The sequence below is a fragment of the Rhodococcus sp. NPDC058505 genome, from assembly GCF_042720095.1.
Classification (GTDB): domain Bacteria; phylum Actinomycetota; class Actinomycetes; order Mycobacteriales; family Mycobacteriaceae; genus Rhodococcus_G.
The window spans coordinates 119,941-142,705 of the sequence record NZ_JBHXNB010000002.1; the positions used below are offsets into that span (position 1 = coordinate 119,941).

25 protein-coding genes are annotated in these 22,765 nt (G+C 70.6%); 10 read left to right on the top strand and 15 right to left on the bottom strand.

Going from position 1 to position 22,765, the window contains the following annotated elements; translation table 11 throughout:
- Window positions 1–38 precede the first annotated feature (38 nt).
- Together ACFWPA_RS02170 and ACFWPA_RS02175 are read right to left on the bottom strand one after the other, a co-directional pair.
- Window positions 39–953, bottom strand: coding sequence for a VOC family protein (locus tag ACFWPA_RS02170; protein WP_378569575.1), 915 nt, complete (start codon window positions 951–953; stop codon window positions 39–41).
- 566 nt (window positions 954–1,519) lie between these two features.
- The gene (locus ACFWPA_RS02175) at window positions 1,520–2,224 is read right to left on the bottom strand and encodes a TetR/AcrR family transcriptional regulator (RefSeq protein WP_378569576.1); all 705 of its coding nucleotides are present in this window, start codon (window positions 2,222–2,224) and stop codon (window positions 1,520–1,522) included.
- A gap of 112 nt (window positions 2,225–2,336) precedes the next feature.
- On the opposite strand from ACFWPA_RS02175, the gene ACFWPA_RS02180 reads away from it, so the two are divergent.
- Together ACFWPA_RS02180 and ACFWPA_RS02185 are read left to right on the top strand one after the other, a co-directional pair.
- Entirely contained in the window at window positions 2,337–3,809 is a 1,473-nt protein-coding gene (locus tag ACFWPA_RS02180) for an MFS transporter (protein WP_378569577.1), read from the top strand.
- Between the two features lie 176 nt (window positions 3,810–3,985).
- Complete coding sequence (locus tag ACFWPA_RS02185) at window positions 3,986–4,450, top strand: MarR family winged helix-turn-helix transcriptional regulator (protein WP_378508579.1); 465 nt, start codon at window positions 3,986–3,988, stop codon at window positions 4,448–4,450.
- A gap of 64 nt (window positions 4,451–4,514) precedes the next feature.
- Here the strand turns inward: ACFWPA_RS02185 and ACFWPA_RS02190 are convergent, their stop codons facing one another.
- Genes ACFWPA_RS02190 through ACFWPA_RS02210 form a run of 5 tightly spaced genes read right to left on the bottom strand, consistent with a single transcriptional unit; the run spans window position 4,515 to window position 7,861 of the window.
- On the bottom strand, window positions 4,515–5,438 hold the full coding sequence (locus ACFWPA_RS02190; RefSeq protein ID WP_378569622.1) for a CopD family protein: 924 nt from the start codon (window positions 5,436–5,438) through the stop codon (window positions 4,515–4,517).
- A 41-nt stretch (window positions 5,439–5,479) separates the two neighbouring features.
- The gene (locus tag ACFWPA_RS02195; RefSeq protein ID WP_378508578.1) at window positions 5,480–6,007 is read right to left on the bottom strand and encodes a copper resistance protein CopC; all 528 of its coding nucleotides are present in this window, start codon (window positions 6,005–6,007) and stop codon (window positions 5,480–5,482) included.
- Window positions 6,004–6,657 carry a YcnI family protein gene (locus ACFWPA_RS02200; RefSeq protein WP_378569578.1) on the bottom strand — a complete coding sequence of 218 codons (654 nt, stop codon included), beginning with the start codon at window positions 6,655–6,657 and terminating at the stop codon, window positions 6,004–6,006. The genes ACFWPA_RS02195 and ACFWPA_RS02200 overlap by 4 nt, the downstream gene beginning before the upstream one ends.
- A gap of 39 nt (window positions 6,658–6,696) precedes the next feature.
- Window positions 6,697–7,227 (bottom strand): hypothetical protein, encoded by a 531-nt coding sequence (locus ACFWPA_RS02205; protein ID WP_378569579.1) that lies wholly within the window; start codon window positions 7,225–7,227, stop codon window positions 6,697–6,699.
- Between the two features lie 16 nt (window positions 7,228–7,243).
- Entirely contained in the window at window positions 7,244–7,861 is a 618-nt protein-coding gene (locus ACFWPA_RS02210) for a DUF6474 family protein (RefSeq protein WP_378508575.1), read from the bottom strand.
- A gap of 149 nt (window positions 7,862–8,010) precedes the next feature.
- Between ACFWPA_RS02210 and ACFWPA_RS02215 the strand changes: the two genes are divergently transcribed.
- From ACFWPA_RS02215 to ACFWPA_RS02230, 4 genes are all read left to right on the top strand, one after another.
- On the top strand, window positions 8,011–8,349 hold the full coding sequence (locus ACFWPA_RS02215) for a rhodanese-like domain-containing protein (protein ID WP_378569623.1): 339 nt from the start codon (window positions 8,011–8,013) through the stop codon (window positions 8,347–8,349).
- Between the two features lie 87 nt (window positions 8,350–8,436).
- Entirely contained in the window at window positions 8,437–9,258 is an 822-nt protein-coding gene (locus tag ACFWPA_RS02220) for a DUF4328 domain-containing protein (protein ID WP_378508556.1), read from the top strand.
- Window positions 9,255–10,010, top strand: coding sequence for a glycerophosphodiester phosphodiesterase (locus ACFWPA_RS02225; RefSeq protein WP_378508555.1), 756 nt, complete (start codon window positions 9,255–9,257; stop codon window positions 10,008–10,010). Before ACFWPA_RS02220 ends, ACFWPA_RS02225 begins: the two co-directional genes overlap by 4 nt.
- A gap of 41 nt (window positions 10,011–10,051) precedes the next feature.
- Complete coding sequence (locus ACFWPA_RS02230) at window positions 10,052–10,987, top strand: DUF5926 family protein (RefSeq protein ID WP_378508554.1); 936 nt, start codon at window positions 10,052–10,054, stop codon at window positions 10,985–10,987.
- Between the two features lie 68 nt (window positions 10,988–11,055).
- On the opposite strand, the gene ACFWPA_RS02235 is transcribed toward ACFWPA_RS02230, so the two are convergent.
- From ACFWPA_RS02235 to ACFWPA_RS02245, 3 genes are read right to left on the bottom strand one after another with little or no spacing between them, the layout of a single operon-like run.
- Window positions 11,056–11,679: a lactate utilization protein C gene (locus ACFWPA_RS02235; RefSeq protein WP_378508553.1), complete on the bottom strand. Its 624-nt coding sequence runs from the start codon at window positions 11,677–11,679 to the stop codon at window positions 11,056–11,058.
- On the bottom strand, window positions 11,676–13,190 hold the full coding sequence (locus tag ACFWPA_RS02240) for a LutB/LldF family L-lactate oxidation iron-sulfur protein (protein WP_378508552.1): 1,515 nt from the start codon (window positions 13,188–13,190) through the stop codon (window positions 11,676–11,678). Before ACFWPA_RS02240 ends, ACFWPA_RS02235 begins: the two co-directional genes overlap by 4 nt.
- Window positions 13,187–13,936 (bottom strand): (Fe-S)-binding protein, encoded by a 750-nt coding sequence (locus ACFWPA_RS02245; RefSeq protein ID WP_378508551.1) that lies wholly within the window; start codon window positions 13,934–13,936, stop codon window positions 13,187–13,189. Before ACFWPA_RS02245 ends, ACFWPA_RS02240 begins: the two co-directional genes overlap by 4 nt.
- Before the next feature lie 188 nt (window positions 13,937–14,124).
- Between ACFWPA_RS02245 and ACFWPA_RS02250 the strand changes: the two genes are divergently transcribed.
- Both ACFWPA_RS02250 and ACFWPA_RS02255 read left to right on the top strand, forming a co-directional pair.
- A complete protein-coding gene (locus ACFWPA_RS02250) occupies window positions 14,125–15,792 on the top strand; it encodes an L-lactate permease (RefSeq protein ID WP_378508550.1) in 1,668 nt (555 codons plus the stop codon).
- A gap of 23 nt (window positions 15,793–15,815) precedes the next feature.
- Complete coding sequence (locus tag ACFWPA_RS02255; RefSeq protein WP_378508549.1) at window positions 15,816–16,529, top strand: FadR/GntR family transcriptional regulator; 714 nt, start codon at window positions 15,816–15,818, stop codon at window positions 16,527–16,529.
- Here ACFWPA_RS02255 and ACFWPA_RS02260 read toward each other — a convergent pair whose 3' ends face one another.
- The 5 genes from ACFWPA_RS02260 to ACFWPA_RS02280 all read right to left on the bottom strand — a co-directional run bounded on the left by ACFWPA_RS02260 (window position 16,530) and on the right by ACFWPA_RS02280 (window position 20,862).
- Window positions 16,530–17,078: a ferritin gene (locus ACFWPA_RS02260; protein WP_378508548.1), complete on the bottom strand. Its 549-nt coding sequence runs from the start codon at window positions 17,076–17,078 to the stop codon at window positions 16,530–16,532.
- Between the two features lie 127 nt (window positions 17,079–17,205).
- Window positions 17,206–17,751, bottom strand: a complete 546-nt coding sequence (locus tag ACFWPA_RS02265; protein ID WP_378508547.1) for a ferritin — start codon at window positions 17,749–17,751, stop codon at window positions 17,206–17,208.
- A 26-nt stretch (window positions 17,752–17,777) separates the two neighbouring features.
- Complete coding sequence (locus ACFWPA_RS02270) at window positions 17,778–18,962, bottom strand: LCP family protein (RefSeq protein ID WP_378508594.1); 1,185 nt, start codon at window positions 18,960–18,962, stop codon at window positions 17,778–17,780.
- A 288-nt stretch (window positions 18,963–19,250) separates the two neighbouring features.
- The gene (locus ACFWPA_RS02275) at window positions 19,251–20,063 is read right to left on the bottom strand and encodes a CPBP family intramembrane glutamic endopeptidase (protein ID WP_378508546.1); all 813 of its coding nucleotides are present in this window, start codon (window positions 20,061–20,063) and stop codon (window positions 19,251–19,253) included.
- A 31-nt stretch (window positions 20,064–20,094) separates the two neighbouring features.
- The gene (locus tag ACFWPA_RS02280) at window positions 20,095–20,862 is read right to left on the bottom strand and encodes a DUF2470 domain-containing protein (RefSeq protein ID WP_378508545.1); all 768 of its coding nucleotides are present in this window, start codon (window positions 20,860–20,862) and stop codon (window positions 20,095–20,097) included.
- 129 nt (window positions 20,863–20,991) lie between these two features.
- Between ACFWPA_RS02280 and ACFWPA_RS02285 the strand changes: the two genes are divergently transcribed.
- Complete coding sequence (locus ACFWPA_RS02285) at window positions 20,992–21,720, top strand: hypothetical protein (RefSeq protein WP_378508544.1); 729 nt, start codon at window positions 20,992–20,994, stop codon at window positions 21,718–21,720.
- 123 nt (window positions 21,721–21,843) lie between these two features.
- A complete protein-coding gene (gene pheA / locus ACFWPA_RS02290) occupies window positions 21,844–22,764 on the top strand; it encodes a prephenate dehydratase (RefSeq protein ID WP_378508543.1) in 921 nt (306 codons plus the stop codon).
- Window position 22,765: the final 1 nt, after the last annotated feature.

Below are 22,765 nucleotides of genomic sequence, written 5' to 3' on the forward strand. Positions count from 1 at the left end.
CAACTCGCCGAGTGGCCGGCGGTTACCAGACAGCGGGTTCAATTCTCTGCGGTGACGAGCGGTGTGACGATGCCCGGTAGCTGGGTCTTCGCGACCTCGGAGAGCTTGTGGCCCCAGTAGCTCGGCCGGGTGTATGTGCGGGCGATCCAGCTGAGGTCGTCGACGGTCAGTCCGCCGTACCCGTACTCGATTTGCAGGCCGGATGGGCTGCCGATGTAGACAGAGGTCATCAGGTCGTTGGTGTGGCGGCCGAGGGATTGCATGACGTCGACGTCGTGGTCGTCGAGCAGGTCGATCATCCGGCCGAGGTCGTCCATGTGCTCGACCTCGAGCATGAGGTGGTTGAAGCCGACGTGGCCCGGGAACTCGGACAAGGCGAGCGAGTGGTGACGCCCGTTGACGTGGTAGAAGCGGACGTTGAAGTGCTTGTTGGTGATGCGGTCGGATAGGCGGAATCCGAGGATGTCGACGTAGAATTCGTTGGCCTTCTCGATGTCGGGGACTTGGAAGACGATGTGGCCGAGGCCCTGGTCTCCGGTGACGAACCCGCCTCGCATGGTCCGTCCGGTTGAGAACGATAGTGGTGTCGCCGCCTTTCCCCAGCTCAGTTCGTGGCGGATTCCCCACGGATCCTCGAACCAGGCCAATCCTGCTACTTGGCGTTCGCGCAGCAACTGCGGGTCTCCCCAGTGCACCGCCACGCCGTGGGATTCGAGGTGCGCGACGAAGGCATGCAGATCGGTCTCGTTGGCCACACCCCAACCGGCATAGCGGAAGTCGTTCTTCTCGGCGGGGTGGACGGCGATACGGTAGTTGATGTCGTCGACGGCGAGTCGTACCGCGCCGTCCGGGCCATCGGGGGCGAGCATCGCCCCGAGGAGACCGGTGCCGTACCTCCGCCATTCGTCGGCGCGTGGCGAGCCGATTCCGATGTACGACAGTTCCTGAATCATCGCTCTCTCACTCTCGATTGGGCCGCTCGTGTGGGGCGGCCGCGCGGCGGATCTCCGGAGTCCGGGTCGACATGAGAGGACAGTACACAGGTGCGCCAATCATTGGCAATGCCAGCGATTGCCTACTTGCCGTATCGGGTAGGTCCAGGATCTTCGGCGTAGTCGTGGTGCCGCAGCGGTGCGGATGCTTGGCTCGGGCAGCATTAAGCACCCGCCGACGATCGGCGGCCTTGTCCGCTGCCTAACGAAGTGGATGTCGGCGGGCGGGCGTCGCTCGATGCCGGTGTGGCGGCGCTCGTGGTTGTATCACTCGGTAAACAGAATTATGAATTCCCTTGTCTAGAACGGTGATTCAAATAGATCAGGGAGCTCCGGTTTGTATTGCCGGTCTGAACACTGCCTCCGAATGCGGGTTGTCATCTGAGATCCGCGAGTTCATGGACGAGTTCGTGCACACCTGCAACCACCACCGACATCCCGGGATCGGCATGCACACCCCGCCGACGCCAATTTCGAACGAGTAGCGCGATTCGCAGGGGTGTCTCGCGGTAGTCAGTGTCCGCACGTTAACGCGCGGTTCGGAGGTGCCATCGAATCTGTGTGATGACGGTGCCGACGAGGGTCTCGAACTGTTCGTCGGGGGTGGGCGTGGGGAACGTGGAGGCTTCCCGGAGCACTGGGATGTCCAGATCAGAGTGCTCGGTCAGCCACATTTCGGGGACGAGCGGGGCCCGTTCCGCTTCGTCAACGCCATCGGACGGATCGGTGCGGTGGTCGACCATGAGCGCGAAGGCGAGGATGAGCAGTGCCTGGTGACGATGCACGTCGAGTGCGGCAGGAAGGCTGAGGCCGACGGCGCGTAGGAAGGCTAGGAATCGGTCGAGCTGGATCAGTCGGTTGGGATGGATCGAGGCTGGCGGCGCATCCTCATCCAGGGCGACCAGGAGAGCTCGTGGCCAGCGGCGGTACAGCTCGCGCAGTGAGGTGGCGTAGTCCGTGACCGAGGCTTCCCACGCGTCGGGGTTCAGCTCCGGCGGGTTCCAGGCGGTGATCATCAGCCCGACGGCCAGGTCGATGACCTCCTGACGATCTTCGACGTAGTTGTAGAGCGCCCGCACGGTCACGCCCAACTCAGCGGCCAGCGCGCGCATCGTGATCGACCGGAATCCTTCTGCGCCAGCCATCTCCAGTGCCTTGGCTCCGATGATCTCGCGGGTCAGCACGGGACGACCCTTGCGGGTGGCTGGACGGCGACGCTGCGAGCTGGCCATGGCCCCATCGTAGGGCTTCCTCACTAAACTTCACATGCGTTGACTTTTATCTTCCGACGACCCACGATGAGTAAGGCAACCCTTCACCGCACACCGAGAAGCCGAGGACCGCATGACAGCCGAGAAGTCCCGCCGCCTGCCACCGTTCAGCGGTGTCCTTGCACTGGTCATGGCCTCCACCGGGCTGGTGGTCATCGACATCACGATCGTCGCGCTCGGGCTACCGTTGATCAGCTCCGATGTTGCCGCTGGGGCCTCTGCCGAGTCGGTGGTGGTGACCTACATGGTCGCGATGGGGGCGCTCACCCAGGTTGTCGGAAGCCTGTCGGACCGGTGGGGCCGCAGGTCGTTGTTTCTCTCCGGGATCGTGGTCTTCACCCTCGCATCCCTGGCCGCGACACTCGCACCGACGCTGTGGTTCCTGAACGTGGCCCGCGTGATTCAGGGCGCCGGGGCGGCGGTCATCATGGTCAACGGCATTCCGCTGCTGGCCGGCCGCTATGCCGGCGAGGAACGCAACCTCGCCATCGGCGCCTGGGGGTCCTTCGTGACCGCGGCCGGGCTGCTCGCCCCCACGCTGGGCGGAGTCTTGATCGACGCCTTCGGGTGGCGGGCGATCTTCGCGATCAACCTGCCGCTGGGCGTCGCGACCTTCGCGCTGGCTGCTCGGGTGCTCCCCCGTACACCACAGGCGGCCACCCCCGATGCCGGGCCGGATTGGCTCGGCAGCCTGCTGCTGATGGCCGGCCTGGGCTCGGCCACCATGCTCATGCTCCGCCCCGAGGGGCCGTGGAGTAGCCAGGACGCTGCGCTGTTGGTCGTCGCTGTTGTGCTCCTGGCGGCGTTCATCGTGGTGCAATTTCGTGTGTCATCCCCGACGCTGGAACTGCGGTTGTTCGCCCAGCCCGCCTTCAGCGGGGCGATGCTGGCGGTGTTCCTCTCTCGGGTGCTGACCATCGGCGGCACGGTCTACCTCGTCCTCTACTTCGCCGATGCCCTGCGCCTGAGCCCGATTGCCGCCGGTCTGCTGATGACCCCGATCTTCATCGCGCAGATGATCACCGGAATGGTCGGCTCCAAACTGCTCAGCTATTGGGCGCCCGGCCTGGTGATCGGCCTCGGTTACGCGCTCAAAGGCGCCGGACTCATCGCACTCGCGCTGCTCATCACTCCCGACACTGCGTGGTGGGTGCTCCTCGTTCCTCTCCTGGCGTGGGGCGCTGGCGGCGGCATCGCCGGGGCTCCCGTGATGGCAGTCGCGGTCAACGTCACCGCTCCCGAACGGGTCGGCATGGTCGCTGGCAGCGTGTCCGCCCTGGCCTCCATTGGCGCCGGTGTCGGCACCGCAGCGCTCGGTGCCGTCTACACCCTGTACGGCGGCGCCGACCCGCAAGCGGTCACCGACGGCACCCGAGCCGTTCTCGCCGCGTCCGCCCTGCTCTCCGCCCTCGCGGTGGTCACCACCCTGCTCCTGATCAACCCCCGCCGCGTCCCGCCGCCCCGCCGCCACGAGGAACCGGCCGACAGGATTCCCGCGGGACTGGACCGCCTCAGAGAGCAGGAATCAGACACCAGAACGGTGTAGACCACTGCTTCCCCGCAGGCAACAATGGCGACCGGTCGGCCAATGCTGGAGCAATGCCAAGGACAGCGCTTCGCGGCGGGAAGTCGTCGCCTGGCGTTCTCGACACCGCTCCTGTGAATGCTCACCCGCACATATCGTTGGGCCTGGTAAAGATTAGGTAGACCTATAATTGGGGCATGAGCACGCCCCAGTACACCCATCGGCTGGCGCGACGTCCGGGATTCGTCTTCGTCCGTGCCGCGCTGCGAGTCAGGCAGTTGTACGCAGACGCGCTCGCTCGGGTCGGACTCCTACCCAACCAACATGCGATCCTGAGCACGCTCGAAGAGTTGGGCCCGGCTCACCAGAAGATGCTTGCCAGTCGTGTCGTCCTCGATCCGGGAGACATCGTCGCGTACCTGGATGGACTTCAGAACGGCGGATACGTCGTCCGTCAACGAGACCCCAAGGACCGGCGACGGCAGATCGTGGCGATTACAGATGCCGGTCGAAAGCTGCTTGCCGAGAGTGACCGGGTCCTCGATCGGGTCGAGCAGGAAGTCTTCACACAGCTCAGCGAGAACGACCGAGGCGAACTCGTCCGGCTGTCCGCGGTTCTGTATGCCGCGGCACACAAAGACGCTCCGCCAGCGCAACCGTGATTCCACTGGCGCTTCGGCCCAGCCGGAATTGTCCTGGGAATAAACGACGTCGCGGCGCCGGACCTCAACCGGTGGTGGCGAGGCCTGCGGCGAGGCCGAACACCACTGCGAGGGCGACCACCTCGATTGCCGAGCGTCGCAACGACTCCCGCTCGGTGGCACGGTGGGTCGCGGCGGCGGGCACCCAGGTGCGCCGCCACCACCAGCCGAGCGCGGCCAGGCCGGCCAGCGCGACGGCCTTGGCGAGCAGGATCCGGCCGTAGCCGGTGTCGACGAGCGCGCCCGGGCCGCCGAGCGCGACGGCGCCGTCGACGATCCCGGTCACCGCGAGGACCGCGACACACTTCCATGCCAGCGTCGAATAGCGCGGGAGCAGTGTCGCCCACGGGCTGCGGCCACGCAGCAGCCACGCCATCGCGACGAGCGGGCCGAACCACAGCGCCGCCGCGAGGACGTGGGCTGCCACCAGCACCGACCCGAGGACCTGCGCGGACATGTGCCCGGTCACCGGCCGGGCGAGCAGCGCGACGGCGGCGACCGCGGCCACCGGCGTCACCGACCGGGTGGAGTCGCTGCGGTGGCCGAGCGCCGCCGCGACCGCGACCGCGGCGGCGCACAGCACCGTCGCCGCCCCGACCTGCCCGACGCTGATGCCGCCAACGAACCGTCCGAATGCGGCCGGGGTCAGCGCCCCGACCGCGACCTCGGATGCCGCGGCGACCAGCAGGATGAGTTCGGTCGCCGCCCACGCCGCCGCGGTGACCGACAGCGGACGCCACAGCCGGGCATGCGGCACCGCGGGGCGCCGGTCGTCGCGTTGCAGCCAGGAGAGGACGCACAGGCCGAGCACGGTCGATCCGAGCAGGTCCGACAGTGCGCGGACCGCGGCCGCCGGGTCCGGGGCCTCCGGGGTCGCGAGCAGCCACGCCAGCGCGACACCGGCGGGGGCGGCGACGAGGCACGCCGTGCCCGCGCGCCCGCCCGGCAGCCGAGGCCGCCGGACGGACGCGCGGGCGCCGGACGTGCCTGTCACTTGCCGGGTTTGCGCAATGCGAACGCCAACCCGCCACCGAACACCACGACCGCTGCCCCGACGAGAACCCAGATCAGCCAGGACTGATCGGACGTGTCGTCGGTACCGGTCGCTGCCTGCCCGCCGGGCTTCGGACCGGGCGTGCCGGTGCCCTCGACGGTCAGGGTGAACCTGCTGGTGCCGCTCACCGGGTGCCCGTCCGCGGACGTGACACGGTACGCGATCGTGTACTCGCCGGTCGGGCCGAGTTCCCCGACGGGAACGCTGATCGTCGACCCGGACACCACCGGATCACCCTTCGACCACAGGTTGCCGTCCGGACCGACCACGGTCAGGGTCGCGAAACTGCTCTGCACCGGCTCGTTGAAGGTCAGCGTGACCCGGTCGGGACCCGCCGTGACCTGCGCCCCGGCCTCGGGATCGGAGCCGGTCACCGCGGAGTGCGCTCCGGCGACCCCGACACCGAGGACGGCGGCCAGCGCGGTCAACGCGCCGAGCACCAGGATCCGGATCCGGGCGCTCATGAGCGCCTGCTCCGGATCGTGGCGCCGAGCCCGAGGGCGGCGCCAAGCGCGCCGAGGAGCAGGCCGATGCCGCCGAGCCAGCGGGCGGTGCTGTCGGTGGCGTCGACGGCGGTGTCGGCGGCCGCGGCTGCGCCGTGCGCGTCGCCGGGGGCGGCGGCCGCGCTCAGCGTCAGGCTCGGGGCGGGCTTGTCCGGTTCGGCGCCGTCCGCGCCGGGCTGCTGGTTCCAGGCGACGACCTCGCCGTCGCTGTAGGTCTGCACCGTGTCGAACGACACCGTCTCGGTCTCGGGGAGCGGCCCCGCCGACAGCGCGAACTGCTGGAACTGGCCGGGGCCGACGGACACACCGGGGTCGGCGGTCCAGGTCACCGAGGTGGCCTCCCCGGTGGACGGGTCCTTGACGACCTGCGAGGTCCAGCCCGGGATGGGTTCGGTGCGCGCGGACTTCAGGTTCGGCAGGGTGACCTCGAGGCGGGTGGTTCCGGCGGTCTCGGACTCGGTGGGCACCTTGAAGGTCAGCACCGTGTAGCCGCCCTGCGCGGCGTCGGGGGCCGCGACGGACACGTGCGCGGTGGCGACACCGGACCCGCACAGCAGCAGGCCAGCGGTCGCGCACGCGGTGAGCACGGCGCGGGAGGTACGGATGTTCATTTGTCTCTTTCGTTTCGGGGAGATCGGGTCGTCGGCTGGTCAGGCCGTGACCGGGGGTCCCCGTCTCGAGAGGGCATGGTGGAGTAGTCGATGCGGGAGCGTCTCCGGCTCCGGCGGGGTGCGGCGCCCCGGCTCGGGCCGGGGGTCGGGTGTCGGGCCGCGCAGCACGATCCGCAGCACCCGGGTGATCGGCCCGTACAGCTTCTCCGCGGCCAGGATCAGCGCCGCGCACACCAACGTCGCCGCCGCGTGCGCGGCCAGCATCGGGACCGCGCGGGGTCCCTGGCCCGCGTGCTCGTGGATCAGGGTCGTCGACAGGGCCAGGTGCCCGGCGAGCTGTCCCCCCGCCAGCGCCGCGACCAGGGAGAGGCGGCCACCGCGGTGGCTGCCCGCGACGCCCCCGGCCACCGCACCGACGCCTCCGCAGCACAGGACGAGCAGGGTCAGCGCCGCCGAGGTCGGGTGGCCGCCCCCACCGACGCCGTGTCCGGCGACCGCGAGCGCCGCCGTCAGCGCGCCGACCGCGCCGCCACGCAGGGTGGCGGCGTCGCGGGCACTGGTCGACGGCACGGGGGAACCGATCGGGTCAGCGGACGCCGAGTCGGGCGAGGAGGTCGGCCTCGACGCCGTCGAGTTCGGCGGCGACCGCGTGGTGCGCGGCCTTGCGACGCTGCGCGGGCATCTGCTCGGCGGCGTGGACCGCGGTCTCGAGTTCGCCGAGACGGCCGCGGACGCCGGCGAGGAACGAGGTGGTCTCGGCGTCCGGGAAGCGGGCCGAGATCTCGTTCGTGGTCCGCTCGGCCCCGGCGATCCGGGCGCTGAGCCGCGCGCCGTGCCCGGTGTAGGCGCCGAGGTCCTCGGCGGCGATGCCCATCCGGTTCGCCTTCTGCTGGTCGAGCTTGCCGCGGACCAGGACGGCCCCGCGGTAGGCGAGCGGCGCGAGGACCGGGGTGAGCAGCCGTGCGATGCCGAGGTAGCGGCGCACCTGGGCGACGCTGACACCGGACCGGGACGCCGCCTTCTCCTGCGCTTTCAGGGTCGCGACCTGCGCCTTTTCGATCTTCTTCGCGGACTTCGCCTCGGTCCGCAGCTTCTTGCGTTCGTTGCGGGCGCCGTGTTTGGCCTCGAGCTTCGCCTTGTGCTTGAGTGCCTTGGCCTCGGCGCGCCGGGTCGCGCGCGACTTGCGTTTCTTGAACAGACCCATCCGGGTGGCCCCTCCATCTGGTGCTCGTGCGCCGAAACCCTGCCGAGTACAGCGTATCCGTGACTGCTCCGCGCGTGTCCGCGGCGTCGGCAAGGAGTCCCGCGTGCACCGGGTGTCGGACCGGCGGACCATACTCTCTGTCATCGTGAATTCTTTGCAAGGCCCGGGGGAGCCGATCCGGCCCGACACCGAAACCGTACGCCGCGGCGGTGCTGCTCGATATCCGCGAGGACACCGAATGGGCCGACGGCCACGCGCCCGACGCCCTGCACATCCCGATGTCCGACGTGCCCGCTCGGCGGGACGAGATCGACATCGACGCCGAGGTGTACGTGGTGTGCCGGTCCGGCGGCCGCTCGATCACCGTCGTCACCTACCTCAATGAGTGCGGCTTCGACGCGGTCGGCGTCACCGGCGGCATGGTGGCCTGGCAGCAGGCCGGTCGACCGCTCGTCGCGGACGACGACAGGTCGGCGAAGATCTACTAGATGAGCGCCGTCCAGGTCTGTGTCCGCTGCGCCGCACGCTGGCCCGTCGTCGGCGCGCCTGCCCAATGGTGTCCGGGGTGCCGCGGGGTGCTGCTTTCCCCGACGCTGACCGGGCACCCGGAGCCCGCGTCCCGCCGGAACTTCCGTTGGATCGCCCGCTCACCGGCGACGGCGCCCCGCACCCCGCCGAACCACACCGCAGGTCCGGACCGGACACCGTCCTACCCGCAGCCGCCCCGGTGGGGTCTGACGGATCAGCCACCGGCCACGGCCGAGGAGCAGGCGACCCGCACCGAACGGCTCGCGGAGCTGGCGCCGACCCTGCTCACCGCGACCGCCCTGCTGTTCGTGTTCGGCGCGGCCGCCGAACTGTTCCGCTACGTCCTGCTGTTGCGCAACCGGACCACGCTGATCTCCCCGACGATGCTCGTCGTCTCCGACGGCCTGGTCTTCACGGCCGGGGTGATGGCGCCGTTGGTGGCCTTCGCGGCCGCGGCCGCTTCGGTCGCCTGGCTGCTCGGCGCCCGCCGGGACGCGTGGCGGGCGGCGGGCCGCACCGATCCGCGGTCGCCGACCTCGATCGCGGCGGGCTGCCTGATTCCGGTGGCGAACCTGGTCTGGCCCGGGGTGTTCCTCACCGAACTGGCCGGACCCGACTCCCGACTGCGGGCGCTGGTCCGGATCTGGTGGGCGACCTGGGCGCTCGGTGGGGCGTTGCTGATCGTCGCGTTCGCCTGGCGCTCACACGATTCCCTGCAGGGCCGGGCCAACGGGGTGCTGCTGGCGGTGCTGGTGAACCTGGTGGCTGCCGCGGTCGCGACGCTCACCCTGATTGTGACGCGGCACGTCGACCGACTCGACCTCGCGGGCCGACCCCGCTCCGCCGTCCGGTGGCTGGTGACGACATGAGCCCGGATCGCCGGGGCCCCCTCGTCGTCGCGCACCGCGGTGCCTCCGCGGCGCTGCCCGAGCACACCCTCGCCGCATACGAACTCGCGCTCGACCAGGGCGCCGACGGGCTCGAATGCGACGTCCGGTTGACCCGGGACGGTCACCTGGTGTGCGTGCACGATCGCACCGTCGACCGAACCTCCTCCGGGTCCGGCAGGGTCAGCGAGATGACCCTGCGCCACCTGTCCGCCCTGGACTTCGGCGGCAACGGGGAACCGGTGTTGACCCTCGCCGAACTGATCACCCTGGTCCTCGACCACCCGGCCCCGACCAAGCTTTTCATCGAGACCAAGCATCCGGTGCGTTACGGCGGGCTGGTCGAGAGCAAGGTGCTCGCCGAGCTGTCCCGGTTCGGCCTGTCAGCCCCGGTGTCCGCCGATCATTCGCGGGCGGTGATCATGTCGTTCTCGGCGGCCGCGGTGTGGCGGATCCGCCGGGCCGCGCCGCTGCTGCCGACGGTGCTGCTCGGGGAGGCGTCCCGGTATCTCGGGGGTGGTGCGGCGACCACCGTCGGCGCGACCGCGGTCGGCCCGTCGATCCGGACGCTGCGCGAGCATCCCGACCTCGTCGACCGGGCCGCCGCCGCGGGCCGGGCCACCTACTGCTGGACGGTGGACGAGCGGGACGACGTCGAACTGTGCCGCGATCTCGGCGTCGGGTGGATCGCGACGAACCATCCCGGCCGCACCAAGGGGTGGCTCGACGGCTGAGCAGCCGGAGCGATGCGGCGGGTGCGTGTAGGTTTCCCGACGTGGGTAAGAGCAAACGAAACAGTGGTCCGAAGCCGGGCAGCAACCGCGCCGCCAAGCTCGCCGAGCGGCGAGCCGAGCAGGAGGCGGCCGCGTCGACGGCGGTGCCGCGGCCGTTCGAGGGGCTCGCCGCCGAGTGCGACCTGATCGCGCTGCGCGAGTTCGTCCCGTCGGCGACGGCGCCGCTGCCGGTGCGGTCGGAGGAGCGTTCGGTCGTCGTCGCGACGGTGCTGCCGGGTGCGGTCGCCGCGTTGGTGCGCGACGAGGAGCAGGCCACTTCAGCGGCCGGCACCGCCGGCGTCGGCTTCGTCGGGTTGCAGGTGCAGTCGCAGTCCCCGGACCTGGCGGCGGACCTCGGTGCCGCGGCCCACTGGGCGCAGACGGCGACGCCGGGGGAGTCGCTGACCGCGGCGAACCCGCAGGCCGACGGGCCGCGGTTGGCCGATGTGATCGACCCCGCTGCCGCGTTGGACGTCACCGTGCACCAGGACTTCAACTGGTGGATCCCGGCGGGTGTCACCCCGGCGCCGGAGGTCGCGGCCACCGTCGAGCAGGCCAATTCGGTGATCATGCCGTCGGCGCGGTTGGAGGCGGACGGCGTCGTCGCCGCCTGGTGGGTGGACGCGGGGGAGAAGGCGCACCTGCGGTGGGTTCGCCCCGAGGACGAGGATCAGCTGATGCTGGCCCTGGCCCGGGTGCACGCCGCGGGCGGCCTGCACCTCGGTGAGGGTTCCCGGTACGCCGGGTCGTTCCGCACCCACGGCCTGCTGGTGCCGGTCTTCGACCTCGACCCGGAGAAGCACGCCCAGGAATGGGCGGCCGCCACCGCGGACCTCGGCGACCGCCTCGCGCAGGCCCTCGCCGTCGACGCCCCGCTGAACTCCGACGAGCGCCGCGCCCGCGACGGACTCCGCGGCCGCCAGGTCACCCTGCGGTAGGCGGCTCCGCCGCCCGTGAGTCTTTCTGGCCCCCTTGTGGGCCAGAAAGACTCACGGGCGCGGAGCGCCTATCCAGCGATGACGACGTGCAGGGTGCGCGGGCCGTGGACGCCCTCGACCCGCTCGAGCTCGATGTCGGAGGTGGCCGACGGCCCGCTGATCAGGGTGGTCGGCCGTTCCGGAACCAGGCGCGCGAGAGCCTCCGGGACCCCGACCTCGACGCTGTCGACGGTCACGACGCACAGGTGCACGTCCGGGACCAGGGTCAGGGCGCGGCGGCCCTGGTCGGGGCTGCCGTCGAGGAAAATGGTGCCGGTCTCCGCGGCGGTGACGGTGGACGCGGTCACGACCGCGTCCAGTTCCGACAGCCGTGGCGCGGGGGTCTCGGACGAGTCCACCTGCACCTCGCCGCCGAAGGTCGACAGCCACGAATCATCAAGCCCGGCAGGAACTCCGACGCGGTGCGCGCCGATCTCGCCGAGCACCCGGGTGATCGTGTCGGCGACCTCGGCTGCGGCGCACCGATGGACGTGCGCCTTGTAGTCGACGAGACGGTCAACGAGCAGGTCGATGCGGTCGCCGTCGGGCATGGTTCGCCCGGTCCGGTACGCCCGCGGAATATCTTGCGGTGCAGGAGGAGCCAGCTTCTGTGCGTCCCGGATCCGGGCGAGGACCGTCTCGCGCGCGCTCATTCCCGTCCCTCCGCTCGCGCGGCGTCCATCGCCGACCGGCCCTCCGCGGACTCCCACCACTGCCGGAACGTCTGCTTCGGGGGCGCGGGGAGGTCGCGGGCCGCGGTCCAGCCGTTCAGCGGTGGGGGCAGCGTGGAGATTTTCCCCTTCTTCCCGGCGACCAGCCGCCCGAGGCCCGCGGCCTTCTGCGCCACCGTGAATCGCCGCGCCGAACTCATCGCGATCGACGCCGCCCGCATCGCTGCCTTCTCCGCACCGAACCCGGCCTGCTCGACCTTCTGGTGACGCAGTTCGACGAGCAGTGACGGGATGTCGATTTTCACCGGGCAGGCGTCGAAGCAGGCGCCGCAGAGGCTGGACGCGAACGGCAGGCTGGCGTTCGGGTCGTCGTCCGCGTCCATCCCGGCGAGCTGCGGGGTCAGTACCGCGCCGATCGGCCCGGGATAGGTGGAGCCGTAGGCGTGTCCTCCGGTGCGCTCGTACACCGGGCACACGTTCAGGCACGCCGAGCAGCGGATGCAGTGCAGGGCCTGCCTGCCGATCGAGTCGGCGAGCGCGGCGGTGCGTCCGTTGTCGAGCAGGACCAGGTGGAAGGCCTGCGGGCCGTCGCCTGGCGTCACGCCGGTCCACATCGAGGTGTACGGGTTCATCCGCTCACCGGTCGAGGACCGCGGCAGCAGTTGCAGGAATACCTCCAGGTCCGCGTACCGGGGGAGCACCTTCTCGATGCCCATCACCGTGATGAGGGTCTGCGGCATGGTCAGGCACATCCGGCCGTTGCCCTCGGACTCGACGACGCCGAGGGTGCCGGTCTCGGCGATCCCGAAGTTCGCTCCCGACACCGCGACGGGCACGGTCATAAACTTGTGCCGCAGGAACTTTCGTGCCGCAGCCGCCAGGTGGGCTGGTTCCGCGTCGAGGTCCGGGTCCACGCCGGCCATCTCGCGAAGGAAGATCTCCCGGATCTCCGAACGGTTCCGGTGGATTGCCGGCACCAGGATGTGCGACGGCTTGTCATGTCCGAGTTGGACGATCAGCTCGGCGAGGTCGGTCTCGTATGCGGTGATGCCGTTGGCCTCGAGATGTTCGTTGAGCTCGATCTCCTGGGTGGCCATCGACTTCACCTTGATCACCTCGGTGGCGCCGGTTGCCCGGATCAGGTCGGTGACGATCGCATTGGCCTCGTTCGCGTCGGCGGCCCAGTGCACGACTCCGCCGCGCGCGACCACCGCGGCCTCGAGCTGCTCGAGCAGCTCCGGTAGTCGGTTCATCACGTCGGACTTGATCGCGGAACCGCTGTCGCGTAACTCCTCCCAGTCCGGCAGTTCGCCGGTGACCGCCAGCCTTTTGGCACGGATGGTGTGGGTGGCCTTGCCGATGTTGCGGCGCAGCTGCGCGTCCGCCAGCTCGTGGTGCGCGGCCTTCGGGAAGGTCTCGGTGCCGCGGAGGAACCCGACTCCCTGCGGCGCACGGGGCGGGACGGGGGGGAGTCCGAGGCCGACGGTGGTCATGCGGGCTCCTTCGGCGGGGTGGACGCGAGAATCTCGGCGAGGTGGATGGTGCGGGTGCCCATCTGCAACCGGGACATCCCACCGCCGATGTGCATCAGGCAGGACGAGTCACTGGCGCAAAGGGATTCGGCTCCGGTGGCCGCGACGTTGCGGATCTTGTCGGCGAGCATCGCGGTGGACGTCTCCGCGTTCTTGAGCGCGAAGGTGCCGCCGAAGCCGCAACAGGAGTCGGCCTCCGGGAGTTCGACGAGGTCGATGTCGCGGACCGCCCGCAGCAGCCGCAGCGGCTTGTCGCCGACCCGCAGCATGCGCAGCGAGTGACAGGTGGGGTGGTAGGTGACGCGGTGCGGGAACCAGGCGCCGACGTCGGTCACCCCGAGCACGTCGACGAGCAGTTCGGACAGCTCGTAGGTCTTGGCCTTGACCGTCTCGACCCGCTCGCGCAGCGCAACCCCGCCGTACCGGGCGGCGACGATCTCGTGTTGGTGTCGCACCGACCCGACGCAGGACCCGGACGGGGCGACGACCGCGTCGATCGCGGCGTCACCGAACTCGTCGGCATAGTTCGCCACCAGGGGCAGCGCGTCGGGTTGATACCCGGTATTGACGTGCATCTGGCCGCAGCACGTCTGGCCGGGTGGGAACACCACCTCGTGGCCGAGCCGGGTCAGCAGCAGTGCGGTGGCTCGGGCGGCGTCGGGGAACATCGTGTCCCCGATGCAGGTGGCGAACAGCGCGATTCGCATGGAGATCTCCGCAGTCGTCGTTGTGGTCAGACCACAGTAACCCACGGTCAACGCGTTTTCGCAAGATCGGCAACGATTCCGACTCGGAGCTCGATTGTGACCCCGGTCATGGTGTACCTTGCTGTGGTCTGACCACACAGTCACGACGAAACCCGCCGCCACCAGCGGCGCCGTCCCAGGAGTTTCATGTGGCAATCGACCACCTGGCGGTGACCTTCACCCCGGCCACCGACGCCGTCGCGCACAGCCTGACCGCCTCGGCGCTGGTCGGCCTGACGCCGTTGCTGACGTTCTTCGTGCTGCTCGCCGGTTTCAAGCTCAAGGCCTGGTACGCCGGCCTCGGGGCCCTCGCGGTCGCGGTGGTGGTCGCGATCGTCGGCTTCTCGATGCCGGTCTCGCTGACCGGGCTGTCGGCGCTGCAGGGCATCGCGTTCGGGCTCTTCCCGGTGATGTGGATCGTGGTCACCGCGATCTGGTTCTACGAACTGACCGTCGTCAGTGGGCGGTTCGAGGACCTGCGGCGGGTGTTCAACTCGATCGGCCGCGGCGACATGCGGGTCCAGGCGATGCTGATCGCCTTCTGCTTCGGCGGGATGCTCGAGGCGCTCGCCGGATTCGGTGCCCCGGTGGCCATCACCGGCGCGATGCTGATCGCCCTCGGCATGCCACCGATCCGGGCCGCCGTCACCGTCCTTGTCGCGAACACCGCCCCGGTCGCGTTCGGCGCCATGGCAATTCCGATCACCACCGCCGGAAACCTGACCGGCATCCCGGCGACCGAGATCGCCGCGGTCGTCGGCAGGCAGACGCCGGTGCTGGCGCTGTTCGTGCCGCTGCTGCTGCTCTTCCTGGTCGACGGGCGTCGCGGCATGCGGCAGGTGTGGCCGATCGCCCTTGTCACCGGCGTGGTCTTCGCGTTCGCCCAGTTCTGGTGTTCGAGCCACTTCTCCTACGAACTCACCGACGTCGTCGCCTCCCTCGCCGGTCTGGCGGCCGCCGTGCTGATGCTGCGCTTCTGGGCGCCGACCACCCCCGACGACCAGCGCTCCCACGTGGAACCGGAACCGCTCGGTGCGTCCCGGGTGTTCCTTGCCCTGTTCCCCTACCTGCTGGTGGTGGTGGTCTTCGGTGTCGCCAAGCTGTGGACCCTCGGCGTCGACCTGCCCGCCTGGCTGTCCGGCACCGACCGCCGGGTCGAGTGGCCCGGCCTGTACGGGAACCTGCTCACCGGCAGCGGCGAGCCCGCATCCAGCGCCGTCTACACCTTCTCGTGGTTGTCGAACCCCGGCACCCTGCTGCTGATCTGCGGTGTCATCGTCGCCGTCGTCTACCGCTTCTGGACGAGCAACGGGCAGTTCCCGATGTCGGTCCGCGCCGCGGCGACCACGTTCGGCGTCACCCTCGTCAAGATGCGCCTTGCCATCGCTACCGTCGCCACCGTGCTCGGCCTGAGCTACGTGATGAACCAGTCCGGGCAGACCGTCGCGATCGGTACCTGGCTGGCAGGCACCGGTGCGGTCTTCGCGTTCTTCTCGCCGATCCTCGGCTGGCTGGGCACGGCGGTGACGGGTTCCGACACCTCCGCCAACGCGTTGTTCGCGAAGCTGCAGCAGACCGCGGGACAGCATGCGGGGATCGACCCGACCCTGCTGGTCGCCGCCAACACCTCCGGCGGCGTCGTCGGCAAGCTCGTCAGCCCGCAGAACCTGACCATCGCGGCGACCGCGGTCGGTCAGGCGGGAAGCGAACCGGTGTTGCTGCGCAAGGTGATCGGCTACAGCCTCGGCATGCTGCTGATCCTGTGCACGCTGGTGTACCTGCAGTCGACGCCGGTGCTGGGATGGATGCTGCCATGAGCGGGCGCCTAGGCTGACCACCCATGTCGTCGCTGTCGTCCCCGCCGTCCGCCCCCCGCGCCTGGGAGCAGGTGCTGGCCAGTCTCGAGCGGATGCTCGTCTCCGGTGAGGCCCGTCCCGGCCAGCGGCTGCCCAGCGAACGGGCGCTGGCCGCGGACCTCGGGGTCGGCCGCTCCTCGGTGCGTGAGGCGCTCCGGGTGATGGAGGCGATGGGGCTGCTGCGCGCCCAGACTGGGTCCGGGCCGAACGCTGGCGCGATGATCGTCGCCCGACCCACCGGGGGAATGTCGATGCTGATGCGGATGCAGGTTGCAGCGCAAGGGTTTCCGGTCGACGACGTGGTCCGGACCCGGCTGATTCTTGAGTCGGAGGTGATGCGGACGCTGGCCGCGCAGCGACCGGTGCCCGACCTCGGCCCGGCCGTCGAATTGCTCGACGCGATGGACGGCGCTTCGCTCACCGCGACGGAGTTCCTGATCCTCGACTCCCAGTTCCACGTCGCCCTCGCGGACGCGGCCGGGAATCAGGTGGTGGCGGCGATGATGGCGGGTCTGCGTGCGTCCATCGAGTCGTACGTCGTCGGCGGCGTCGACCCGGCGGGCTGGCCGACCATCTGCAGCCGGCTGCGGCACGAGCACCGGGGCCTCGTCGAGGCCGTCGAGGCCGGGGATCCGCAGTTGGCCCAGCACCGGATCCGGGACCACATCCGCGGCTACTACGAGGGCGTCCGGTCCTGACTAGATCGCGCCGCCCGCGATCGGGGGTGCGCCGACCGAGCCGTCGGGGCCATTCATCTCGCGCGCGACGAACGCCTCGAGGTCGAACAGGTTGGTTCCGGCCCGGTCCGCGACGGTGAGCAGGGTGTTCATCGTCGCGACCTCCTCGACCTGCTCCTTGAGGAACCACTGCATGAACTGCTCGCCGAGGTAGTCGCCCTCGTCGCGGGCCGTGCGGGCGAGGGCGACGATCTGCTCGGTGACCGCCTTCTCCTGTGCCAGTGCGAGCGCGATCGGCTCCCGCGGGGCGCCGAAGTGCGATTGCGCCGGGTCGACACCGGTGAGCGCGACCTCGATGTCCCGGTCGAGGAAATACTGCACGATCATCATCGCGTGATTCCGCTCCTCGACGGACTGGGCGTAGAAGTGCTGCGCCAGTTGCGGAAGATCCGCATTGTCGAAGTACACGGCGATCGCGATGTACTGATGCGACGCATTGAACTCGTTGCGGATCTGCTCGTGGAGGAGGGCGTGAAACTTGGTCTGGTTCGCGTCATCCGGTGTGGGCATGGCAGCGACAATAACGCTGGTCAGGGCGCTCCGCATCCAAGCGCAACCTTATTGAGGGCAGTGTTTCCTAACTGAGTTCACCCTATTTTCCGGGTGCCCGCCGGGGCCGCGCGCGTGGCCCAGCCGGTCAGATCGGTCCGCCGGCGGGCCGCGGTGCCGACGGATCCGGAGCGGCGGTCGAGTTCAACTCGCGGGCCACGAATTCCTCGATGTTGAACAGGTTTCCGCCCGCCCGATCGACGATCGTCAGCAGCGTACTCATCGACGCCACCTCCTCGACCTGCTCCTTGAGGAACCACTGCATGAATTGCTCGCCGAGGTAGTCGCCGGTGTCACGGGCGGTGCGGGCGAGGGCGGTCACCTGCTCGGTCACCGTATGCTCCTGCCGCAGAGCCAGTTCCACGGGTTCGCGAACCGAGGTGAACGTGGTCACCACCTCGCCGACGCCGGGCACGTGGACGTCGAGGCCGTTGTCGACGAGGTACTGGATCATCATCATCGCGTGGTTGCGTTCCTCGTTCGCCTGCGCGTAGAAGCGCTGCGCGAGTTGCGGCAGGTCGTGACTGTCGAAGTACACCGCGACCGCGATGTACTGCTGGGACGCGGTGAACTCGTTGCGGATCTGCGCGTCGAGAAGGGCGTGGAACTCGCTGCGCTCACTGGTCTCGGACATGCGGCCGAGCCTACCGTCGCCCCGGATCAGTTGGTGGTGACCAGGTCCGCGGGCACCGGCTCGTCGTTGGCCAGCGCATCGAAGAACCGGGAGGCCGCGTCCCGGTCCCAGCGCAGCACGTTGCCGGATCCGGCGACGTCCTCGAACCCGCCGATCGGGACCGTGGTCGTCACCAGGTCGCCGCGCATCGCCAGGGCGAGCGCGCCCAGGTGCCACAGGTGATCGTCCTCGTCCACCTGCAGCGACCCCGCCGCCTCGGTGATCATCGGCCACAACCGCAGCGGATTGATCATCGTGCCCAGACTCGTCGCCTTGTCCAGCATCGCCGACATGAACAGGCGCTGGTTGTTCATCCGATCCAGGTCGGCGAGCGGGGTTGCGCGGCTGCGGACGAAGCCGAGCGCCTCGGGCCCGGTCAGATCCTGGCACCCGGCCTGCAGGTTGATCCCCGCGAGCGGGTCGTCGATCGGGTACGGCACGCACAGGTGGACGCCGCCGATCGCGTCGACGATGCCGGCAAAGCCGCCGAATCCGATCTCCGCGTAGTGGTCCATCCGCAGGCCCGTCGCCTCCTCGACGGTCTGCACCAGCAGTTGCGGTCCGCCGCCGTCGATCGAGAAGGCCGCGTTGATCTTGTCGCTGCCCCACCCGGGAATGTTGACGTACGAGTCGCGGGGGATGGACACCATCGTCGCGCCGCCGCTCTTCGGGATGTGCACCACGATGATGGTGTCGGTGCGCTTGCCCTGGATGTCGCCGCCCGCGGCCAGTTCCCGGTCCTGCTCGGCGGTCAGGCCCGCGCGGCTGTCGGAGCCGACCAGCAGCCAGTTGGTGCCAGGGGTATCGGCGATCCGTCCTGGATAGTCGGCGAGCGCGTCGATCCGATTCAGTGAGCGGTCGAGGTAGACCACCGAGCCGACCATGACCAGCAGCAGCACCAGCACCGTCAGCCCGAGGCGGCGGCCCCAGCGGGCGCGACGCCTCGGTGCCGGCTCCGCTGGCGGTGGGCCGGCGGGGCGTCGTGGGCGCGGCGGCGGTGGCGGCGGCGGGACCGGGGTCCCGGCGCGGCGCTCCGGGTACGGACGGGGGGTCTGGGTCGGGGCGTGACCGGAGGCCGCCCTGGGGCGGGGTTGCGGCGCGGGGCGGGGCGGTCGCGGGTCCGGTTCCTGGGACCACGCCCGCGCCGGGGCGGGGCGGCCGTCGCGGCGGATGACCTGTGTGCCCTCCGGCGGTGGCGCGGGCCGATTCCGCGGCGGGGGCCCGCCGCGGACCTGGCCCGGACGGGGGTCCGGGTGCCGAACGGGGTACTGCTGCGGCGGCACGCTGCCCCGGTGCGGCTGCGGTCGCCCCGCGCCCTGCGGTGCGGGCCCCGAACCGTGCCCGCGCCGCGGATCGGCCCCGCGCCCCACCGCGGGGTCACGGGGGTCGCGATATCGGGGGTGGTCGCCGCTCACCCAAGAAACTGTACTGGCGACCACCGGATTCCTGGTCGACGTCGGTCAGGGCAGCCACGGCAGGTGGTCGTGCAGCACGGTGTAGCCGACGAACGCGACGGTGTCGATCAGCCAGTGCGCGACGACCAGCGGCCACAGCTTTCCGGTCCGCTGCCAGTACCGGCCGAACACCAGGCCCATCACGACGTTCCCGAGGCCGCCGCCGATGCCCTGGTAGAGGTGGTAGCTGCCGCGGAGTAGGGCCGACGCCCCGAGCGCGGCGTTCTCGCTCCAGCCGAGTCGCCGCAGCCGGGAGAGCAGGTAGGCGACCACCAGCACCTCCTCGGCGGCCGAGTTGGCGAGCGCCCACAGCACCAGCGCCGGCAGCCGCCACCAGTGGTCGTCGACGGTGCTGGGGACCACGGTGAGGTTGGCCCCGACCGCGGTCGCGGCCAGGTAGAGGACCAGCCCGGGCAGCCCGATCAGCGCGGCGAGTCCGACACCCGGCAGCAGGTCGCGTCGCCAGCGCGGGCGCGGGCCGAGACCGATCCGTTCCGGCCCGAGCCCGCTGCGCCACAGCAGGTACAGGCCAAGTGCCGCCCACGCGCAGAGTCGGGCGATGCCGAGCAGTTGCCTGCCGAGGTCGATCCAGCCGATGGTGGAGCGGGAGGCGTTCAGGGCGACGGACTGGTCGGACAGTTGGCCCGGTGCCATCGCGGTCTCGATCAGCGACAGGGCACCGGACAGCCCGCTGAGACCGAAGGTGACCAGCAGGACGACCGTGACCTCGACCCACAGCGCACGGCGCTGCGCCGGGTCCAGTGGTGGGTCCGTCGGTGTTGGCGGGGTCGGCCGGAGCCAGTCGTCGAGCCGGGTCACGTGACGACGATAGGCGCGAGCGCGGCGCGCCTCAGTGTCGGGCGCGCAGGCCGTTGAGGAACGGGCAGCCAACGAGGATGCGCAGCGCCCGGTTCAGTCCGGCGGCGTCGTCGACGGGTTCGCCAAACGGCAGTCGGACGTCGTTGTCGCCGGTCGGTCCCTCGACCCGCAGTCGGATGCCGTAGCGGTCCAGCCCGAGTGGGCGGACCCGTCCGTGGCGCAGATGCGACGGAAGGCGCTGCGCCAGTTGATGAACGAGGTCGCCGTGGCCCGCCTCCAGATGCTCGAGCCAGCAGTCCTCCACCGACCAGAACGGGTCGAGCGGCGCGGTGAGGAGGTCCCCGAGCGGCACCGGTTCGGCGCCGTGGCTGTCGGCGACGACGACGGAGTCGAGCACCAGTCGCAGCAGGGTGGTGGTGTGGCCGACGTCGAGCAGGGCCGGGTCCGGGTGGTCGGCGGCGACGGCGGAGGCGAGGGCGCGGACCGCCTCGGCGGGGACGGCGTGCAGGCTGCCGCGCAGCCACACCAGGGAGCGGACCGGTTCGCGCAGGACGAGCGGTGCGTGGTCGGTGAGTTCGAGGACGGCGGGCAGGCCGCCGCGGCCGGCCTGCCAGGTCAGCGCGGTGACCGCGGTGCCGTCCGGGACGGCGAGGACGACGTCGCCGCCGGAGCGCAGGTGGTGGACCGCGACGGTGACCGGATCGCTGCCGTCGGCGGCGAGGACCGCCTGCCCGGCGCGAGCGCAGGCGGTGCGGACGCGTTCGGCGGTGGACGGGCCGAGGACTGCGGCGGCGGTCATGATGCTCCTTTTCGGTCCGCGCGGGGTGGATTCCCGAGATGCGGCGGCGGTCACAATAGGTTAGCCATGCCTAAGTTAGATGAGAGGGGCGGGCCGCGCAAGGGTTCGCGCCGGGGATACCGTTGACCGGTGGCCACCCTGCTCAACCTGCAACCACCCGCCCCCAGCGAACCCCAGCCCCCGTTCGCGGGGCTGATCTCCCGGGCCCGCCCCGACGCCGACAGCGCCCGTGGTCGCGCACGGGACGCGCTGGTCGGTCCGCCGGTGCGTGCCGCGTCCGCGCTCGGCGACACGAACGGCCTCGACGGCCCGCTGTGGCTGCGTCTGGACCTCGCTCCCGAATCGCTTGTCGTTCCGGTGGAGCCTGCGCGGATCGAGGTCGACTGCCCCCTCGAGCACCTCGCCGACGCGCTCGCCCTTGCCGCGGGCGACCCGGTCCGGCTGCCCGGCCTGCTCGCGATCCGCGTCCACCCCGGTGCGGCCGGACGCGGGTGGGCGGCCGAGTCCGCCGAGCGCATCGTCGCCGCAGGCGCGCAGCCGGTACTGTCCGCCGGGCTCGACGCCGACGACGTCGCCGACTTCCTTGCCGTGCTCGCGCACTCCGACACCGGGTTCGTCGCGCACGCGGCCGACGGGGCTGAGGTGGTGGCGATCCTCGCCGCCACCGTCGCGGCGCTGCGCGGTGACGACATCCCGGCCGCGTATCGGGCGGCCGACCCGGGCCCGGTCGCCGCGCTCAGCGCGGCCGCCGCAGCCGCGGTGCGGGAGGTGCTCGTCGGGATCGCCGTTCCCGACGCCGACGCGGTCGCCGAGCAGCTGCGGGCACGCGGCATCCACGCCGACATCGGCCTCGCCTGATCCCCGCCCGCCCCCGCTGGCTGAACGGACGCGTCACTCGATCAGCGGGGTGCCGTGGCGGCATGTCGGATTCGGCGTGTCGGGCTCGGGGAGGGGGTTGGCGGGGGTGCGTAACCTGGACGGGTGCCGCGCATCGCTTACTTTGGACCCTCCGGAACCTTCACCGAGATGGCGCTCGACCAACTCGAGTCGTCGGGTGCCTTCGACGGTCCGGTTGAGCGGGTCGTCGCCGCCAGCCCGCCTGCCGCGCTGGCGGCCGTTCGGGACGGATCGGTCGAGGGGGCGGTGGTGCCGATCGAAAGTTCCGTCGAGGGTCCGGTTCGGCCGACGATGGACGCGCTCGCCGCTGGCGACCGGTTGCAGATCGTCGCGGAAACCGAACTGGACGTGGCCTTCACGATCGTGGGCCGGCCGGGCACAGACCTCGCCGACGTCCGCACCATCCGGGCGTACCCGGTCGCCGAGGCGCAGGTGCGGAACTGGATCGAGGCGAACCTGCCGGACGCCGTCGTCGAATCGGCGTCGTCGAACGCGGGTGCCGCCGAGGACGTCGCCGCAGGCCGCGCGGATGCCGGGGTGTCCACCGCCCTCGCCAGCGACCGCCTCGGGCTCGCTGTGCTCGCCGAGGGGGTCGCCGACTTCTCTGGTGCCCGAACACGTTTCGTTCTCGTCACGCGACCCCGCCCGGTGCCCCCGGCGACCGGCTCCGATCGCACGTCGGTGGTGCTGCAGCTCCATCACGAGCCCGGATCCCTGGTCGGGGCGATGGCCGAATTCTCCACCCGCGGAATCGATCTCACCCGAATCGAGTCCAGGCCGACCCGGGTCGAGTTCGGAACCTACCGCTTCTACCTGGACTGCAGCGGGCACGTCGAGGATTCGGCGGTGGCGGAGGCCCTGAAAGCCCTGCACCGCAAGCACACGGTCCGGTTTCTTGGGTCCTGGGCGACGGCAACACCCGGCCAGGGCCGACCGCCGTCCGACCAGGAGGCGAGCGGCTGGCTCGAGCGGATCCGGGGCGGCGAACCGGAAGGAACGAACTGAC